Raw genomic sequence first — 18,427 nt, 5'->3', positions numbered from 1 at the left:
ATAGTGCTTTATTTTTTATGATGCTCCTTCCACCAGCTATTGAATGACTGCTTAGTAAACTTTGGCAACTCACGACCCTCACCCCAAGCATTCAAGCCATTATAGATAAGAGGTCGAGGGAGATGATTGACAACTGGCGCCATCTTGATAGCAGTATTAAACATAAACGGGCTATTGAATACAGGGGTCATTGCGTTAACCATCAGCTTCTTCTCCTTATTGGCTTGGCCCAACTTATCCAACTTTTGTCGCCACACATATATCTGCTCTCCTAGATCAATCATCACTGGGCATACATTGGAGCAAGAAAGGCAGAGCGAACATGCCGACACATTGCCTGAGTGCTTATCAGGATCCTTTAGCATACCAAGATTGATACCAATAGGCCCTGGAATAAAGTAACTATAAGAGTAGCCACCACTTCTACGATACACGGGGCAAGTATTCATACAGGCACCACAACGTATACAATTGAGTACTTTACGGTGCTCCTTTTGCTCTAGAATGTCCGTACGCCCATTATCTACTAGTATAAAGTGTTGCTCCCCACCCTGATGTGGCTTTCCGAAGTGCGAGGTATAGGTAGTGCTTGGCTGGCCAGTAGCAGATCGAGCTAAGAGTCTTGTAAATACTGCAAGGCTATCAAGGTTGGGGATCAATTTATCAATGCCAAACGCGGTAATATTAAGGTTTTGACAAGACATACCCATATCGGCATTCCCTTCATTGGTGCAGACCACCACCTCACCAGTTTCAGCCACAGCAAAGTTGCCTCCCGTCATAGCTGCATCGGCACTGAGGAAGTCCTCACGCAGTGATTTCCTAGCTTGGTGAGTCAGATAGGTAGGGTCGAAGTTTCCCTTCTCACTTCCTAGCTTCTCTTCAAATAGTTTGCCTACAGCTTCACGCTTAATGTGTATTGCAGGGAGTACAATATGGCTAGGATGGGCATGCATCAATTGTAGGATACGCTCCCCTAGATCACTCTCTACCACATCTATGCCTTTGGAAAATAGATAGTTATTCAGCTCACACTCCTCAGAGAGCATCGACTTACTCTTCACCATCTTCTTCACCCCATGGCTAGAGAGGATATCATAGATCACCTTGCGATACTCCTCGGCATCTTTTGCGTAGTGGACAATACAACCATTGGCGGTGGCATTTTTCTCAAACTCCTCAATTAGCTCCTCCATGTGAGAGGTGCTATACATCTTTATATCACGGGCTGTCTCTCTTAGCTTCTCCCACTCAGGAATATGCTTGCTCAGATTATCACGCTTTTGACGAACGAGCCAAAGGGTCTCATCGTGCCACTTGGCATTTTTCTTATCGGCTAAAAAGGTTTTAGCGGCTTTGGCATGCTGTGTACTCATAACTCAGTAGATCTTTATAGATTAGCGGTTAGAATTTCTAGAAAATGTATTGTGCGAATAGGGAGCTTTTCTCTATCGATCACGCCCTGCATATGCATCAGGCATGAGCTATCAGCACCAGTAATGTATTCAGCACCAGTAGCGATATGGTCATTCACTTTGTCACGCCCCATACAAGCTGAGACTTCGGGCTCTTCTACGGAAAATAGCCCTCCAAAACCACAGCACTCATCAAGCCGACTTGGCTCCTTTACGGTTATTCCCTCTACCTTTTCAAGTAGTGCCCTGATTTTATTGAAGTAGGGCACAGTACGCTCAGATGGAGCTGATAGTCCCAATTCTCTCACACCGTGGCAACTATTGTGTATGCTGACAACGTGTGGAAACTTTGAAGCAAATTTTTCTGGCTTCACCACATCGTGTAAAAACTCAGTAATGTCGTAGATATGCTCTGAGGAATGGCACTCGTGAACTGGTCGACCTAGAATCTGTGGGTGAAACTCTTTCACAAACGCAACGCAACTAGCAGAAGGCCCAACAATATAGTCGTACTCCTTAAATAGTTTGTCAAATCTCTCAGCTAAGTGCTTAGACTTGGATTGGTAGCCACCATTGGCCATAGGTTGTCCACAACAAGTTTGGTCAATTGGATAGTCTACATCAAGCCCTAAAGAGCATAGTAGCTTATAACAAGCTATCCCCACATCGGGGTAGACCGCATTAATATAACAAGGGATAAAAAGCCCTATTTTCTTTTCTTTTAATACTTCATCCATACAACTTCCGTCACATCAAGTAGGTTATGTCGTTAATAAAATCAATGAAGAGGAGGTTACATCCTTCTACTTCGTAATGACTGCGAACGAAGAAAATGGCTGTAGAGGGTGTACAGCAAAAAGTAAGTCCGCAATCACTTAAGTTCCCCAAATGTAGCTATATTTTTAGAAACTCAAAAATATATTAACTATAAATTGTTCGAAACAATCCTTAAGAATAAATGTCCGGGGTTACGTATTAGAAAGGTCTTTCCAAGGGGTATCCACCGGGGTGTCTACACTATCAGGAATGCGAAAATATACCGACCACAAATTCCGCATACCTGCGGAACGTATTCCGTATGCGTACGGAATCTATTCCGTAGCCCTGCGGAATTCATTCCGCACGCATACGGAATAAGAGGTTGATGCGGTATCCTTGAAAAGAGCATGTGGTATTCCTGAAAATAGTACACACCAGTCACCCGTTATTCCTGAAAGTGTTGACACTTCTTGTAATCTATTCCTGAATAGGTACACAAATAATGGCAATAGAAGACTTCAAAATTAGAAGATATATTCTTATCTTTGTGGCGTGAAAAGGAGAGATAGTATATTCGGATATTTAGGTCATCAGAGAGAATGGATCGCTGCCACTCTCTTTGTAGTGATACTCTGGCTCGGAGGAGCTATGGGTATGCATACTCTATCCCCAGAGCACCTATTACATCATGCCACCTCTACCGACAACACAAATACAGGAGGTGAGGAGGAGTGTATCCTGCTAGTCTTTGGCAACTCCCCTTTTGATTGTTGTGATCAATCCGAAGCACAAATAGTACATTTCGGTAGCACTGAGTATCAGTACCCCGATGATATTTCACTAATCACCTCCTATCCATTTTCGCACCCCTTACTTCGTGCACCTCCATTTCTTGCTATTGATTGCTAGAGATTAGTAGTTAGTAGTTGTAGCAAGTAAGATAAGTCCCTGTACCTCAACAATTATTGTGGTGCAAAGACTTGGCCTACTGCTACGGAATTAGGAAATCACATACTTTATGAACTTAATATTTAGGAGGATTATCCCTTTCCTCCTCATTGCTCTTGCCATGGTGAATGGTGGAGCTAATATCTCTGCACAAGAGAGATCAAAAGGGCTACTCATTAGGGTAATTGATGATGAGACGCTACAGCCTCTTCCAGGAGTGCTAGTCCATTACGGCAGGGAAGGAAATGTCACAAATGAAGAGGGCAATATTGAGTTGCCTCAAGGATTGGCAGCAAATACGATGGTGAGCTTTAGCTACATTGGATATCAAAAGATAAGCCTATCAATAGACAAACTGAGGAGAAGCAAAGGTGGAGTAATCCACATGACACCTATTACTGAAGCCTTGGAAGAAGTGGTGGTAACTACTGAATGAAATACCACAAGACGGACGGCAGTGGGTCAGAGCATTGGTGCCCTCACTCTAGGCATGCAAATGGGCAAAAACCTAGGGGAGGCAGTACAAGGGGTGAGAGGGGTGAGCCTTATCTCCAATGGGGTTTCATCATCTCAACCAGTAATCCATGGAATGTATGGGGAGCGTATTCTCATCCTCAATAATGGAGTGAGGCACAAAAGCCAGCAGTGGGGGCAGGGGCACGCACCAGAAATAGCCCTTGCCCAAGCTGGTCGTGTGACCGTATTAAAAGGTGCTGAGAGTGTCCGTTATGGCGCAGATGCCCTTGGAGGTGTTATCATTGTAGAGCAAGCACCTCTCCCTTATACTCAAGAGGGTATCAAAGGGTCAACGACTCTGTATGGGGCCACTAATGGACTGACCTATGGAGTGTCTGGAAAGGTAGAAAAAGGGATGGGACATCACCTTGCGTGGAGAGTTCTCGGTGACTACAGCAATAGCGGTGACAAGAGAACAGCCCAATATCTGCTCAATAATACAGGACAACGTCAGTGGAGTATGCTGGGGCAACTAGCTTGGCGAAGTACTGCATTAGAAGCTGAGCTACTTATCAGCTCTCTACAAGAGAAAGAGGGCACCTACTTTGGTGCACAGATGGGGAATGTAGACTTATTAAAGGAACGTATTGAAATGGGAAGGCCTCCCCAAGATGTCATTACCCCATTTACCCGTAAAATAGATTATGGGTACCATACTACTTCCCATAGTCTTGCAAAGCTAAAAATGGGTTATACCCCTAATAATCGCCATCGTTTTGAGGGAATGATCGCCTATCAACTCAACCTTCGAAACGAATATCATCTGAGAAGGAATAAACTGAGTCACGTACCAGAATCTGCACTTGTATTACAAAATGTGGAAGGTGAATTACTTTGGCACTATACTGCTAATAAGCACCTTGAGGTAGAGAGTGGAATACTAGGCACTTTCACGGATAATTACAACAAACCAGGGACTGGCGTGGTCCCCATGATCCCCAACTATGTACAAGGAGGATGGGGAGTCTATACAATTACAAAGTACCACACAGATATGTGGGGTGTAGAGATCGGGATTAGAGGGGATGGACAACGCACTGAGGCAGTAGGAATAGACTATGATGGACAAAACTATGGAGGCATTGAGCACCAAAATAACCTCACCTACTCTATCGGAGGATATGCCGAAATTGCCAACGGCCTAACGCTTAGAAGTCAGATTGGAAGTGCTTGGAGAGCCCCTCATGTTTCGGAGTTGTATAGCAATGGTTTAGATATGGAGCGGGGTATTTATATGATCGGCAACAAGGACCTAAAGAGCGAAAGAGTATTTAAGTGGGTAGCCTCATTGAGTTACCGCAATAGTTGGTTGCACGCTGATATAGAGGGGTACCTACAGTGGGTCAATAATTATATTTACCAAGAGCCTACGAAAGCTTATCGTACTCTAGTATCGGGCACCTATCCACTATTCGCTATCAAACAAACATCAGCGGCACTTCATGGGGTAGATGCAGAAGTTACAGTATACCCCCTTTCATGGCTAAGCTACACTATTTCGAGTGGCATGATATGGGCTAATGAGCAATCTACAGGGCGCTATCTACCCTATATGCCTCCGCTACACATTCGTGAGGAGATCAAGGGAGAGTGGGCAGTTTTGGGAGGAAAACATAAAGCCTCTATCTCACTCCAGCACAAATTCGTTGCTAAGCAAAAGAGATTTGACCCTGATACCGACCTTATTAAGTTTGCCCCACCTGCCTACCATTTGGTAGGTCTCAATGTGGGTTTTACTCAAGGTGGAATAGCAAAGAATAGTGATATCATCTACCGACTTAGCATCGAGAACCTATTCAATAAGGAGTACAAGGAGTACACCAACTTGGCGCGATACTATGCTCATGACTTAGGAAGGAACATACAATTTTCAATATCATACAACTTTTAACTGAATAAAGATTATGCAAACAAGACAATTACTTTTCGCAGCCATATCCGCTATTCTAATAATGGCAACAAGCTGCAAACCAAAAGAGGCGGTGGATGAAACAAAGCAAAAGAATCATCAGGATACACATAAAATAGAGATAACTTTCACCCCTGGAGCTATGAAAGGGGATAAATTCATCCCTTCGGGTGAGCCATCGGCCTCTATCATAGCCTCGCAAGCGAGCGAATGGCGACAGAGCAAAGTGATTACTCTCCAGGCTGATACCCCCTATTTCGTCCAAGTCACCCACTATAGCAAGTCGGGGCAATCAATCAACCGTGAGTATGTAACTAATGGGGAAGATCGGATACATCAACACTTTTTCATGCCAAAGATTGAAGAAAGCAATCTAAGTGCAACGTCAATAATTGACTATCGGTACTTGGATACAGACCCTTGGGATGCCCCTATCTCAACTGATGCCAAGGTGATCGGCAAAGAGAATCCGATTGGTCTCAAGGGCGTAATGACTTTTAAGGTGCCTACGGAACAATTAAAAATACGGCTTAGGTTACTTCACGCAAGAGGTAGTAAGTGGAGCAGTGAGGGAAAGGTGTCGCCATTTTACCAACCAAGTGTATGGACAGCTAACGGGCAGTATGACCTAGACTTTACCTTTGAACTCAATGTGAAACCTAAGAAATAACCACAAAATATGAAGCTTAATATATTACTATTCATTGCTACAGCTCTTATGGCTGTAGCTTGCAAATATGTGGAGTGTCCCAATATTCAAACTCCAATAGAGCTACCAGAAGTAGCCAAGGTGGAGGTGGTGGTGATTGAGGGACATTTACACGGCACCTATGGTTTTCACCAAACTGCAGACGCAAAGGGACAAAAATATATGCGACGCTTTCATAGGTTTATATTTGAAAAAGGACCAGATGGCTCAATGATCTTATCTCCCACCTCTGAGCAACGTCTTTGTGCAGTAGGTGGCATCGGAGAGCACGATCCAAAAATCAATAATGATAGCGAGCTAAGCAAAAAGATAGCGATTGCTTACGGTTTCTGGGTAGAGTACTATGATGCTCAAGGTAATCAGATAACTGATAAAGTTCTCGGTGGAGATCATTCAAAACGACTTCAGCACTTTTTTACTGTTTCAGATACCCACCCTACTTTTGATGGAGATAAAAATGAAGTGGACAAATATAAAGAGTCTGCTGAGTTCATTACCTATATATACTGCGACACCGATCCATTATCGGCACGGATCAAAGATGGAGCTAAGGTAGTAGGTTCGACTAATCCTATCGGATACAAAGGCTACCTAGGCTTCTCTGTACCCCGCTCTGAGTGCTCTCTACATATCACCCTCTCCGACCTCACTTCTATAGGGAAGTTATCAAGCGGTAGCCCATACCGCTACTACCAAATACCCACACAAGGTGAAAAGCTAGTGGAACTAACATTACCAGTGACCATTTTTGCTCATGGATACGAGGCGGTAGAGCACTACGAACTAGAGAATATGACTGAAAGCGATATGAAATACCTTAATTCAATTGCACATGCGTATGGAATTACCCAGAAAGAGGCATTGGAGGAGATCCTCATTCGCCTTCATGACGATTCCGGACACACCGACTCAGGATACTGGTTCTAGTATCCAGTTTGTGTGATAGTGACTTTTTACTACGAGAGTTGATCCGACCAATTGGACAACCTATATACATTAAAAGCGGTCTATCTAGCTTAGATAGACCGCTTTTAATGTAGTGCGATAGGGACTTCTTTACTTCTTGGCAGGAGTCACCTTGATCAATTCGCACTCAAACTTTAGAAGTCCTGTAGGACCATAAGTTTGTTCACCAATCTCACCGTAAGCTAGGTTACCTGGAATCCAAAGAGTAAACTTTGAGCCTTCTGGCATAAGTTGGAAGCCCTCAGTCCAGCCTTTGATCACGCCATTAAGTGGAAATTCTGCTGGCTCTTTACGATCGTAAGAAGAGTCAAATACCTCACCAAGTACATCAGTACCCTTGTAGTGAACAGTAACAGTATCATCAGCACTTGGCTTAATACCAGTACCCATAGTTTCAACCTTATACATCAGACCACTCTCAGTCTTTTGAACATCAGCATCAGCTACGAGTTCTTCGAGTATTTTCTTCTCAGCATTTACCTTCTTTTCGTTAGCAAGACGTGCTTCCTCAGCTTGCTTCTGCTGCATCTTCACTTGAAACTCCTGAAGAATTCTATTGGCTGCATCTTGGTCAATAACGCTTTTATCGCGAAGCTCAGCTACAACACCTGCAATGAAATTGTCAAGGTTAATAGTGGTATCTTGCTCAATTCCTTGACGGAAGTTATCACCCATTCCGTAGCCCTGCATGTAAGAAGATGACTTTCCACCTTTTTCGTAAGCTCCATCAATGATTCCCTGAATCAAATCATCAAGCTTTATAGTAGAATCTTGCTGGAAGTAAGTTTTCATCTGTGAAGCATTAAGCACTCCAATAGCATAAGATACGCTATCAGTGTCACTGGTAAACTTTGCAGGCTTCACCTTACCACCACAAGAAGAAAGAAGCATTCCTACTGAAAATAGGATAGTTGCTCCACCTAATAAAATCTTTTTCATCACTTAAAATATTAATTTGTTTGTATTTATTATTTTACTATATCAAGTAACTCAATATCAAAGATAAGAGTACTATATGGCTCAATCATCTGGCCTGCACCATGCTCGCCGTATGCGTGCTGGTATGGGATGGTCACCCTCCACTTCGAGCCCACAGGCATCAATTGAAGAATCTCTTGCCACCCTTGTATCACTCCATTCACTGGGAATGTAGCTGGCTCGCCACGTTGAACCGAGCTATCGAATACCACGCCATTAATAAGGGTACCGTGGTAGTGGCACTTCACGCTATCTGTAAGCTTAGGCTTTTCGCCATCGCCCTTCACTAGGATCTCATATTGTACCCCAGATGGCAATGTTGTTACCCCCGCCTTGTGGCTATTTACGAGCTGATACTCAGCTCCGGCACTCTTATTTAGCTCTATACGCTCCTCTTGGACTTTAGTTAGATAGGCATTTAACACCTCTCTAGCTTCATCCATAGTCATTGCCTTTTCCTTCTCCTCTAAAACGTCTAGTAGGCCCTTGGTAAAGTCCTCAGCACTCTTAACCTCAAAGCCTTCAGCCTTGAAATTGTGGCCCATACTTAAGCCTAGGGCATAACTAACTTTATCTTTCATTATAATCTCTATTCAATTAAACTTTGTAATAACTCGGTTGCAAAGATAGCAAAAAATGAGGGGATATTAAAACGTGTGAGTTTCAATACCCCCCTCTATCATATTAGTACTTAGTGAATGGCGATGGTACTACTTAAGGCTTTGTAGGTATTTGTGCATTCCTGCAGCCGCCTTACGACCATCACCCATAGCAAGAATCACAGTTGCCCCTCCTCGTACAATGTCACCACCAGCGAAAACATCACTCAAGTCACTCTGACTACTCTCTTCGTTTACGATAATAGTGCCCCGCTTAGAGATATTAAGTCCTTCAAAGTTATTTGGAATGATAGGGTTTGGAGATACCCCCACACTAACTACTACTTGGTCCACTGGAATCTCTTCAATAGCCCCTTCAATTGGAATAGGACTGCGACGACCAGAGGCATCCGGCTCGCCAAGCTCCATCTTCTGGACCTTCATCGCACAAACCTTACCAGTACCATCATCTACGTACTCTACAGGATTGTGGAGCGTCATAAATTCCACCCCTTCTTCCTTAGCGTGATGTACCTCCTCCAGACGAGCTGGCATCTCCTCTTCGCTACGACGATAGACAATCATGGCACGCTCTGCGCCAAGACGGAGAGCGGTACGAACAGAGTCCATAGCGGTATTGCCACCACCTATTACCGCCACTCTCTTGCCGTGAGATACAGGGGTATCAGCACCAGGCTGCCCTGCATGCATTAGATTGACACGCGTCAGGTACTCATTACTAGACATCACACCCACCAGGTTCTCTCCAGGAATATGCATAAACCTTGGCAGGCCAGCTCCACTACCTACGAATATTGCTTTGAATCCCTCGTCATGTAAGTCTTGATAAGAAACAGTCTTGCCAACAATCACATTGGTTTCAAACTTGATGCCAAGGGCTTTGAGCTTATCAATCTCAAAGTCTACAATATCATTAGGGAGCCTAAACTCTGGAATACCATATCTAAGTACGCCACCTAATTCATGAAGCGCCTCAAAGACCGTGACATCATATCCCCACTTAGCCAAATCACCAGCGCAAGATAGACCAGCAGGACCTGACCCCGCTACAGCCACCTTAATGCCATTGGGGACAATCTTCTCGTGCTCTTCACCAGCTTTACCAGATAGGATCGCCTCTCTTTCGTAATCAGATACATAGCGCTCCAAGAAGCCAATGGCCACTGCTGGCTTCTTCAGTTTCTGAGTATAAATACACTTACTCTCACATTGTCTCTCTTGCGGACATACTCGACCACAGACACCAGGGAGGGAGCTCGTTTCTCGAATAATCTTAGCTGCCTCAAGAGGCTTTCCGGCTTCTACATACTTCAAAAAGCTTGGAATATGAATGCTTACAGGACATCCCTCCATACAGGTAGGACTAGCACAGTCAAGGCATCGCTTAGACTCTTGAAGAGCCATCTCATCAGTAAGTCCGAGGCTCACCTCCTCATGATTAGTCGCTCTATATTTTCCATCGAGTGAAGGCATCTCCACCCTCTTAAGGGCCATTCTATCCTTGGCACTCATGCTTTTTCTAAGTTGCTCACGCCACTCTTGTGCCCTTCTTTCTTTTACAAGTTCCATATACGATTATCTATTGATCAATTCCTGGTCTCTAAATGCATTCATACGCTTTAGCATCTCATCAAAGTCCACCTTGTGTGCATCAAATTCCGGACCATCCACACATACAAACTTTGTCTGCCCGTCCACGGTAATTCGGCACGCGCCACACATGCCAGTCCCATCCACCATAATTGTATTGAGGCTAGCAAATGTTGGCACCTCATACTTCTTAGTTAGCTCCGCCACAAACTTCATCATTATGGCAGGGCCAATCGTGACGCACAGATCCACGTGCTCACGCTGAAGCACCTCCTCAATTCCGGCAGTGACGAGTCCCTTCTTTCCCGAGGAACCATCATCAGTCATAATCACCACTTCGTCCGAATTAGCCCTCATCTCCTTCTCCAGTATGATCAGGTCTTTATTCCTCGCAGCGAGAACTACAATCACCCGATTACCGGCCTTATGCATTGCTTGTACAATAGGGAACAATGGGGCTACCCCCACTCCTCCACCTGCACAAATCACCGTGCCATACTTCTTGATCTTTGTAGCTTGTCCAAGTGGCCCTACCACATCGGTAACATAGTCACCCTCGTGTAGCTCACAGAGCTTGCTGGAGCTCCGTCCTACATTTTGTACCACCAATGTGATCGTGCCGGCATCAACATCTGAATCAGCAATAGTAAGTGGGATCCTCTCCCCCTTTTCACCAACGCGAACAATTACAAAGTGCCCTGCTTTACGAGACTTTGCAATTCGAGGGGCTTCAATGACGAACTTTACCACTCTTTCGGATAGGTTTTCCCTAGATACGATTTTATTCATAATGAGTTATGTGTATTGGATAAATCAATAAACTTGTGTGCAAAGGTAATAAAATTAGAGTATAACTTTTAGTAAATTCTTTCCCCATATGCCTTCTAGTTGCTTTATAGCAAGTCCTCGAGACATCATCTCCATAGTAACCCTCAGTAATTGGGAGGTACTTCTGCATCCTATCACCTCACCACCGCCATCAAAGTCGGTACCAATTCCTACATGATCCGCTCCCACAATGTTGATGGCATGCTCAATGTGATCCACAAAGTCTGCTACAGTAGCTCCTTGCTCCTTGAGGAAGCCATGGTACATACATAGTTGGATGACGCCACCCTTTTCTGCAATAGCCTTGAGTAACTCATCTGGTAGATTCCTTGGGTGGTTATAGAGGGCTCTACAGGAACTATGACTAGCTATAATTGGTCGATTGCTTATCTCCAGTACCTGAGCCACCGTACTATCCGAGGCGTGAGAGACATCAACAGCAATACCTAGGCGATTCATCTCACGCACTACCTCCACCCCAAAGTCACTAAGACCTCCATGGGTTTGGCTACTCTTCATAGCCGAGTCACAAATCAAGTTATCTCCATTGTGGCAAAGCGTCATATACTTCACCCCTCTTCGAGCCAACTCTTCTAGTTTGTGCAAGTCATTCCCGATTGCGTACCCATTCTCCACCGCCTTACAGACCATCACTAGACCCATCCTCTTTGCATGAGGCACAGTAGTTGTGTCATAAATGAGCTTCATATCCTCCCGATGTGCTGTCACATAAGCATCCGTTGCCTCCAGCATCTCGAGGACTTGCTCAAAAGGCTTCTCCGAACCCTGAGGTACATAGGCAGCCATAAAGACGAGGTCCAGTCCACCAGTAATCATTCCACTATAATCCACTTTAGGCTGTAAGTTTTCGGCGCAAGGATTTCCCACCAAAATAGAAGGGGTATCCACGTGCGAATCAAGCGTCAAATGGTGCTTATGGAAAGCGCGAGCGTGTTGATAAAGCTTCGCTTCATCAACTATGTGGGTAAAAAGATGGTGATGTGCCGTCTTTCCTTCCCAAGCCAAGGCTTCAGGATGCCATTGTACTCCTAGAGCATTGTATTCAGGATAATAATCTACCGCCTCAATAACTCCATCGCTAGAGGTAGCACATACTGTACCACCTGGTGCCACAACACCTACCGCTTGGTGGTGAAAAGAGTTGACCAACAACTCCTCCTCCCTCAAAATTCTCTGGAGCCGACTATTCGGCGAAATATATACCTTATGCCAAACCTCATACCTCGAGGCGGTTTGATTATGGTTAATGAGGTTATCCTTACTGGCTAGGTCTTGAATTAAGGTACCTCCTAGTGCTACATTTAGGATCTGTAAGCCCCGACATATGCCTAGGATAGGTATATTCCACTTGATCGCACACTTCACAAGAGCCAAGTCGTAATAGTCCTTGAGATGATCAATGGTATTTACACCAGGAGCAGGCTCCTCACCCCACCACAAAGAGTGGATATCACAACCTCCCGATAACACCAATCCATCACATCGACCTAGCGTAGCCAATAGAAGCTCTAAATCAGTGGTCTGCGGGATCATCAAAGGGATTCCACCGGCATGACGAATACAATCACCATATGTATGAGTGAGCCTATTTTCATCCAGATGATTATGGTTAGCAGAAATGCCAATAACAGGCTTCTTTCCTGAGTTCGGATTGACCTTATCAATATCTCGCTGTAAGGTCTCTAAAGAGAAGTCTATTTTACTCAGCAATTGATCGTCTTTCATAGCTTAGTTCATTTATGAATTAGGGGGCACAAGAGAGATGCATCCCTTGTACCCCCTATGAAAAATTAATGCTTTATAAAGATGCCGAGCAATTAGGCGTCGACATTAGCATACGTAGCATTTTGCTCTATAAACTCTCTTCTGGGTACCACATCCTCACCCATAAGGGTAGAGAATACCACATCGGCTTCAGCGGCACTTTCCATGGTTACCAGCTTCAAGTAGCGCTGTTCAGGATCCATCGTTGTATCCCAAAGTTGGTCGTGATTCATCTCTCCCAGACCTTTGTATCGCTGCACAATTACCTTGCTCTCCTCACCATCGGCAAAGTCATCGACAAAGTTTTTTCTGTCTTCGTCTGTCCAGCAGTATCTTACGATATCCCCTTTCTTGCATTGATATAGTGGAGGATTAGCAATATAGACGTACCCTCTTTCAATTAATACACGCATATGGCGGAAGAAGAAGGTCAATAGAAGCGTTGCAATATGGCTACCATCGACATCGGCATCCGTCATGATGATAATCTTGTGATACCTTAGTTTATCTATATTGAGTGCTTTTGGATCCTCCTCCGTACCGATAGATACTCCCAAAGCAGTATACATCGCTTGAATCTCTTGATTCTCAAGTACACGGTGCATCATTGCCTTTTCCACATTGAGGATCTTACCTCTCAGTGGCAAAATAGCCTGAAACATAGAGTCCCTACCCTGCTTAGCCGTACCCCCTGCCGAGTCACCCTCCACTAGGAAAAGTTCACATATCTCTGGGTCACGGCTTCGACAATCTGCCAATTTCCCTGGTAGACCACCCGAAAACATTGGGCCCTTACGCTGTACCATCTCTCTGGCTCTCTTAGCAGCCATACGAGCTTTTGCGGCCAAGATCACCTTGTCCACGATCATCCGAGCTTCCTTAGGGTTTTCCTCCAGGAAGTTGGTCAGAGCTTCCGAGACAGCAGTATCCACCGCACTTACCGCCTCGCTATTACCTAGCTTAGTCTTCGTCTGTCCCTCAAACTGAGGCTCCTGTACTTTAATAGAGATTACTGCTGTAAGACCCTCACGGAAGTCATCGCCCAGTACCTCCACCTTCTCCTTCTCCAGAAGACCAGAGTCATCGGCATACTTCTTCAGCGTGCGCGTCAATGCTCGTCTAAATCCTGTGAGATGGGTACCGCCCTCAATAGTATTGATATTATTGACATAAGAGTAGACATTCTCATTGAAAGTGGTATTGTAGGTCATTGCCACCTCCACTGGGATCTCCCCTTTATCATTGACAATATGGATTACCTCATCCATCAGATGCTCCTTATTACCATCAAGATAGCGGACAAACTCCTTCAACCCCTCCTCCGAATAAAAGCTCTGGCTCTTTGGATTTCCATCCTCGTCTCTATCTCTAAAGTCAGTAATCGAAAGCCGCACCCCTGCATTGAGGTAAGCCAACTCCCGAAGCCTATCTGCCAGTATCTTGTACTCATACTTTGTCACCACAAAGATAGAATGATCAGGATGGAACGTGACAGAGGTTCCTGTCCTATCCGTTTCACCAATCACCTCTACTGCGGTTTGTGGAATACCCCTAGAATATTCTTGCCTATATATCTTGCCATCTCTGTAGACCTCTGCGATTAGCTTATCTGAAAGTGCATTAACACAAGAGACACCCACACCGTGCAGACCTCCAGAAACTTTATATGAGCCTTTATCAAATTTACCGCCAGCGTGAAGTACCGTCATTACCACCTCCAAAGCCGACTTTCCGAGCTTCTCGTGCCTATCCACTGGGATTCCGCGCCCATCATCATGCACTGATATAGAGTCATCCTCATTGATCTCCACTTCAATATGGCTAGCATAGCCAGCCATCGCCTCATCAATTGAGTTATCCACCACCTCGTTGACCAAGTGGTGTAATCCCTTAGAACTGATATCCCCTATATACATTGCGGGACGCTTACGTACCGCCTCAAGCCCCTCCAGAACTTGGATGTTAGATGAGTCGTAATGACCTTTCTCATTCGGCACGCCACTCACCCCTGCCATTAATTCTTCACTCATAATAAACTATGTACTTATTCACTCAGACTCCCCCATATAGCCCACCCCTATTACATACAAAGGTACAAAAAAAATATTAGTTATTCTAGGCTTCAAAGGTCTTTTATTCCCTCCAACCTACTATTCCCTACTGCGCTCAATGACACCACTCCCATAACGCTTGTTCACTATGACAATTACCTCATACAGTTGGGACAAAAGCATTCCTTATATGCTTGACACTCTTTGGATGAACCTTATCTGGAGCATAGACTAGAATATAATCAAAGCGGACTGTCTTATACTTCACCCTTCTGAGATTTTGGCAATACCTATTGGAAGCCCAGATGAGATGATTCTGCTGTTCAGGTGTGACTAGTCGATCCAATTCCGACATAATGATAGGATTGGATCGGCTCTTTACTTCAATAAAACAAAGGACATCTCCCTCCAGTGCTATGATATCTATCTCTAGTCGCCCCACCTTGTAGTTCCGTTCCAAAATCACAAAGCCTCTCTTGCTAAGCTCTTCACAAATGATCAGCTCCATGAAATGTCCATCTACCCTATTCGTATCTATTAGCTTGGCCATTTTGTTCGTAGTCTAAGATCTTTCTCTTTAGTTGAGTACCCCATTTATACCCTCCCAGTGTATGGTCAGATTTTATCACCCTATGGCAAGGTAGTAGCAGAAAATGCTTGTTCCTTCCCAACTGAGAACCTATAACCCGTGCAAAACCGCTACTAAGTCCTAAACGAGATGCCAACTCCGAATAGGAGAGAGTGGCACCGTATGGTATTTGGCTCAAAGTCAACCAAAAGTGAGGTGCCCAGCTTGGTGCTAAAAGGTCTAAAGTATACTGAGGTGGCGCTGGCGAGATACATCTAAATGCATCGGCTAGCTTTGGGTGGCTTTCTATGGCATACTTAATAAGTGAATTGTCAGCAGTTTTGCAAGGATTACAAGATAGTATCTTCCCGCTCTCCTCTAGTAGGCACTCCACTATGCCTACAGGCGAACGAAAATAATACCGATCCACTACTCTTCTATATCCACGCAAGCTCGTTTTGACACAAAAGGCTTAATATACTGCTTCACTCTAGCCACATGCTCCGGATGCTTTGCATAAATCTCTATTTCATCTGCACTACTCAATACCCCTTCCAGCATTAGGTCGTACGACTCATTAGGATTGATATTGAAGCTCACTTTAAGACTTTTCAAGCAATCAATATGCTGTGGCAACTCCTCAAAAGCTGCCTTCGCCTCCTTCAAAAACTGTTCCTTACTCTGTCCACTAGGATAGGACTCGAAGCCAAAAAGCACTATATGGCGTATCATACAATATTATTCAATTCCTTATCAATACATTGAAAACTCTATCTCATCCAAGTGAGAGTCTTTATATCCCAAGAAGTAAAGGATTCCATCCAACCCCATTGTGGTAATCGATTGCTGTGCACTCTCCTTCACCTTTGGCTTTGCATGGAAAGCAATACCTAGCCCTGCGATACTGATCATAGGCAAGTCATTAGCTCCATCACCCACCGCTACCGTCTGGCGGATATCTACCTTCTCCACCTGAGCGATCAGCTTCAGCAACTCCGCCTTGCGCTTACCATCGATAATATCTCCTAGGTGACGGCCAGTCAGCTTACCATCCACCACTTCCAGCTCATTAGCATAGACATAATCGATGCCGAATTTACTTTGGAGATACTTACCAAAGTAGGTAAATCCACCACTCAGTATGGCAATCTTAAAGCCCACCCTCTTAAGGATCTTCATAGTTCGCTCCATGCCCTCCATAAGCGGCAAGTTCTCTGCGATATCTCGCATCACCGATACATCTAGTCCTTTGAGTAAAGCTACACGCTCCACAAAGCTCTCGTTGAAGTCTATCTCACCTCTCATTGCTCGCTCAGTAATATGAGCAACTTCGTCATAAACTCCAGCACGCTTGGCAAGTTCATCAATCACCTCCGTCTTGATCAGCGTAGAGTCCATATCAAAGCAGATCAATCGACGCATACGCCTAAACATACTATCCTGCTGGAAAGAGATATCCACCTGATATTTATTCGCCACCTCCATAAACTTCCGCTGCAGCTCTTCCCTATCCCGAGGGGTACCTCTCAACGAAATCTCGATACTTGCTTTGGGAACACGCTCCGTCTCAATCAGTGGGATACGCCCTGTAAGACGGTCAAGAGCATCAATGTTCATTCCCTGCAGAGCCACTTCACGAGTAATTGCAGAGACCATCTTGGCTGTAAATTGCTTCGCCAGGAGGGTCACGATATACTTATTTTTACCTTGAGCCTGTACCCACTGCGTGTACTCCTCAGGAGTAATTGGTTGAAATGAAACATGGACGTTTAGTTCATTAGCTTTGAATAGTAGCTCCTTAAGGATATTCCCATTCTCACTACTGAGAGCAGAAAAAAGGATTCCAAGCGTTAGATTATTATGAGTATCACTCTGGCCAATATCAAGGATAGTCACTTTATGCTTAGCAAGGGTCTCTGTGATCGCAGCAGAAATGCCAGGCCTATCCTGACCGCTAAATATAGCTAATATCAATTCATTGTCTTTATTAAACATACTATTCATCCTTTTTCATTTCTTATGATGTCCAAACTAAAGCAAAAGTACCCATTTATTGCCACATATCGTAATTTGTGACCGACACATTAGGAGGTGACGCATGGTTAGAAGCATAATGAAATAATATGCTTAGCTCGTATTGGACACACTAGCAAGGTTCTCCGAGGAAGTTCTGACGTACCCCATTGCATAAACCCTATGCTAGCAGGGTGAAAAATGAGTTGCAACTAAGCAATTGGCGAGTTGCATCTAAGCATTTGCCGAGTTGCAACTCGCCGATTGCTTAGTTGCAACTCGGTCAACGCTAATATATAGGACTGAATTCCAGTCGGTTGAAAAATCACTCTCGGTGGATCCACTTTAGCCAGATTCTTCACCTCATTTCACAGTCTAAATCTTTGGGTGGTGGAGTATCTCATGGGGGTAAATGGGATCAATTGGGATAGACCCCGATAAATAGGAGACCCCGCAGTTGACTCTCCTAATGCTTAACCCACTGATGTGTCACACCTAGATTCCGCAAGTCGAGTGAGGGGTAAAAAAGAAGGGTGAGATTTCTTGCGATTTCTCACCCTTTGTCGTTAGAAATTGTTATCTTTATCTTGACATAAATAACTGAATAACAATATCTAACACCCCGTTAGGGTATGGCAAATATACAAGTAATTTCTGAGAGAGCACAGCGTTTTGGCGGATTAAATTTCATTTTACAGTCCAAGGAGTACAAAAAGATTCTTGAGCTGTGCGATAAAGAGCTGGGAGTAAGAAGTAGTTCTGGTGGTGGATA

Annotated in this window: 17 protein-coding genes; 5 read left to right on the top strand and 12 right to left on the bottom strand. The window is 44.4% G+C overall.

Annotated elements, in window-relative coordinates:
- Positions 1 to 8: 8 nt before the first annotated feature.
- A complete protein-coding gene (locus tag A3GK_RS0106010) occupies positions 9 to 1,376 on the bottom strand; it encodes a lactate utilization protein B (RefSeq protein ID WP_018028571.1) in 1,368 nt (455 codons plus the stop codon).
- A gap of 14 nt (positions 1,377 to 1,390) precedes the next feature.
- A complete protein-coding gene (locus tag A3GK_RS0106005; protein ID WP_018028570.1) occupies positions 1,391 to 2,152 on the bottom strand; it encodes a (Fe-S)-binding protein in 762 nt (253 codons plus the stop codon).
- 574 nt (positions 2,153 to 2,726) lie between these two features.
- Here A3GK_RS0106005 and A3GK_RS0106000 point away from each other — a divergent pair.
- From A3GK_RS0106000 to A3GK_RS0105980, 5 genes are all read left to right on the top strand, one after another.
- Positions 2,727 to 3,083, top strand: coding sequence for a hypothetical protein (locus tag A3GK_RS0106000; RefSeq protein WP_018028569.1), 357 nt, complete (start codon positions 2,727 to 2,729; stop codon positions 3,081 to 3,083).
- 109 nt (positions 3,084 to 3,192) lie between these two features.
- Complete coding sequence (locus tag A3GK_RS0105995; protein WP_018028568.1) at positions 3,193 to 3,558, top strand: carboxypeptidase-like regulatory domain-containing protein; 366 nt, start codon at positions 3,193 to 3,195, stop codon at positions 3,556 to 3,558.
- Between the two features lie 21 nt (positions 3,559 to 3,579).
- Entirely contained in the window at positions 3,580 to 5,529 is a 1,950-nt protein-coding gene (locus A3GK_RS10540) for a TonB-dependent receptor (protein WP_155799452.1), read from the top strand.
- Between the two features lie 13 nt (positions 5,530 to 5,542).
- On the top strand, positions 5,543 to 6,217 hold the full coding sequence (locus tag A3GK_RS0105985) for a hypothetical protein (RefSeq protein WP_018028566.1): 675 nt from the start codon (positions 5,543 to 5,545) through the stop codon (positions 6,215 to 6,217).
- Positions 6,218 to 6,226: 9 nt separating this feature from the next.
- Entirely contained in the window at positions 6,227 to 7,183 is a 957-nt protein-coding gene (locus tag A3GK_RS0105980; RefSeq protein ID WP_018028565.1) for a hypothetical protein, read from the top strand.
- Positions 7,184 to 7,312: 129 nt separating this feature from the next.
- Here A3GK_RS0105980 and A3GK_RS11765 read toward each other — a convergent pair whose 3' ends face one another.
- From A3GK_RS11765 to serB, 10 genes are all read right to left on the bottom strand, one after another.
- Positions 7,313 to 8,161, bottom strand: coding sequence for an FKBP-type peptidyl-prolyl cis-trans isomerase (locus A3GK_RS11765; RefSeq protein ID WP_018028564.1), 849 nt, complete (start codon positions 8,159 to 8,161; stop codon positions 7,313 to 7,315).
- A gap of 29 nt (positions 8,162 to 8,190) precedes the next feature.
- On the bottom strand, positions 8,191 to 8,781 hold the full coding sequence (locus A3GK_RS0105970; RefSeq protein WP_018028563.1) for an FKBP-type peptidyl-prolyl cis-trans isomerase: 591 nt from the start codon (positions 8,779 to 8,781) through the stop codon (positions 8,191 to 8,193).
- Positions 8,782 to 8,910: 129 nt separating this feature from the next.
- A complete protein-coding gene (gene gltA / locus A3GK_RS0105965) occupies positions 8,911 to 10,389 on the bottom strand; it encodes an NADPH-dependent glutamate synthase (RefSeq protein ID WP_018028562.1) in 1,479 nt (492 codons plus the stop codon).
- A gap of 6 nt (positions 10,390 to 10,395) precedes the next feature.
- The gene (locus A3GK_RS0105960; RefSeq protein WP_018028561.1) at positions 10,396 to 11,199 is read right to left on the bottom strand and encodes a sulfide/dihydroorotate dehydrogenase-like FAD/NAD-binding protein; all 804 of its coding nucleotides are present in this window, start codon (positions 11,197 to 11,199) and stop codon (positions 10,396 to 10,398) included.
- Positions 11,200 to 11,253: 54 nt separating this feature from the next.
- On the bottom strand, positions 11,254 to 12,984 hold the full coding sequence (locus A3GK_RS0105955) for a membrane dipeptidase (protein WP_018028560.1): 1,731 nt from the start codon (positions 12,982 to 12,984) through the stop codon (positions 11,254 to 11,256).
- Between the two features lie 92 nt (positions 12,985 to 13,076).
- A complete protein-coding gene (gene gyrB / locus A3GK_RS0105950; protein WP_026161753.1) occupies positions 13,077 to 15,053 on the bottom strand; it encodes a DNA topoisomerase (ATP-hydrolyzing) subunit B in 1,977 nt (658 codons plus the stop codon).
- A 181-nt stretch (positions 15,054 to 15,234) separates the two neighbouring features.
- Complete coding sequence (locus tag A3GK_RS0105945; RefSeq protein ID WP_018028558.1) at positions 15,235 to 15,624, bottom strand: YraN family protein; 390 nt, start codon at positions 15,622 to 15,624, stop codon at positions 15,235 to 15,237.
- On the bottom strand, positions 15,599 to 16,036 hold the full coding sequence (locus A3GK_RS11810) for a methylated-DNA--[protein]-cysteine S-methyltransferase (protein WP_353933988.1): 438 nt from the start codon (positions 16,034 to 16,036) through the stop codon (positions 15,599 to 15,601). The genes A3GK_RS0105945 and A3GK_RS11810 overlap by 26 nt, the downstream gene beginning before the upstream one ends.
- Before the next feature lie 35 nt (positions 16,037 to 16,071).
- Complete coding sequence (locus A3GK_RS0105940; RefSeq protein ID WP_018028557.1) at positions 16,072 to 16,374, bottom strand: Dabb family protein; 303 nt, start codon at positions 16,372 to 16,374, stop codon at positions 16,072 to 16,074.
- A gap of 21 nt (positions 16,375 to 16,395) precedes the next feature.
- Positions 16,396 to 17,646 (bottom strand): phosphoserine phosphatase SerB, encoded by a 1,251-nt coding sequence (serB, locus tag A3GK_RS0105935; RefSeq protein WP_018028556.1) that lies wholly within the window; start codon positions 17,644 to 17,646, stop codon positions 16,396 to 16,398.
- Positions 17,647 to 18,427: the final 781 nt, after the last annotated feature.

This window comes from Porphyromonas somerae DSM 23386, from assembly GCF_000372405.1.
GTDB lineage: Bacteria > Bacteroidota > Bacteroidia > Bacteroidales > Porphyromonadaceae > Porphyromonas_A > Porphyromonas_A somerae.
This window is presented reverse-complemented; position numbering and strand designations above follow the sequence as displayed.

What these genes read in the sequence shown, in the direction of transcription:
- A3GK_RS0106010 (WP_018028571.1), bottom strand. Translation starts at nt 1,376, where the DNA reads ATGAGTACACAGCATGCCAAAGCCGCTAAAACCTTTTTAGCCGATAAG.
- A3GK_RS0106005 (WP_018028570.1), bottom strand. Translation starts at nt 2,152, where the DNA reads ATGGATGAAGTATTAAAAGAAAAGAAAATAGGGCTTTTTATCCCTTGT.
- A3GK_RS0105995 (WP_018028568.1), top strand. Translation starts at nt 3,193, where the DNA reads ATGAACTTAATATTTAGGAGGATTATCCCTTTCCTCCTCATTGCTCTT.
- A3GK_RS0105985 (WP_018028566.1), top strand. Translation starts at nt 5,543, where the DNA reads ATGCAAACAAGACAATTACTTTTCGCAGCCATATCCGCTATTCTAATA.
- A3GK_RS0105980 (WP_018028565.1), top strand. Translation starts at nt 6,227, where the DNA reads ATGAAGCTTAATATATTACTATTCATTGCTACAGCTCTTATGGCTGTA.
- A3GK_RS11765 (WP_018028564.1), bottom strand. Translation starts at nt 8,161, where the DNA reads ATGAAAAAGATTTTATTAGGTGGAGCAACTATCCTATTTTCAGTAGGA.
- A3GK_RS0105970 (WP_018028563.1), bottom strand. Translation starts at nt 8,781, where the DNA reads ATGAAAGATAAAGTTAGTTATGCCCTAGGCTTAAGTATGGGCCACAAT.
- gltA (WP_018028562.1), bottom strand. Translation starts at nt 10,389, where the DNA reads ATGGAACTTGTAAAAGAAAGAAGGGCACAAGAGTGGCGTGAGCAACTT.
- A3GK_RS0105960 (WP_018028561.1), bottom strand. Translation starts at nt 11,199, where the DNA reads ATGAATAAAATCGTATCTAGGGAAAACCTATCCGAAAGAGTGGTAAAG.
- A3GK_RS0105955 (WP_018028560.1), bottom strand. Translation starts at nt 12,984, where the DNA reads ATGAAAGACGATCAATTGCTGAGTAAAATAGACTTCTCTTTAGAGACC.
- gyrB (WP_026161753.1), bottom strand. Translation starts at nt 15,053, where the DNA reads ATGAGTGAAGAATTAATGGCAGGGGTGAGTGGCGTGCCGAATGAGAAA.
- A3GK_RS0105945 (WP_018028558.1), bottom strand. Translation starts at nt 15,624, where the DNA reads ATGGCCAAGCTAATAGATACGAATAGGGTAGATGGACATTTCATGGAG.
- A3GK_RS0105940 (WP_018028557.1), bottom strand. Translation starts at nt 16,374, where the DNA reads ATGATACGCCATATAGTGCTTTTTGGCTTCGAGTCCTATCCTAGTGGA.
- serB (WP_018028556.1), bottom strand. Translation starts at nt 17,646, where the DNA reads ATGAATAGTATGTTTAATAAAGACAATGAATTGATATTAGCTATATTT.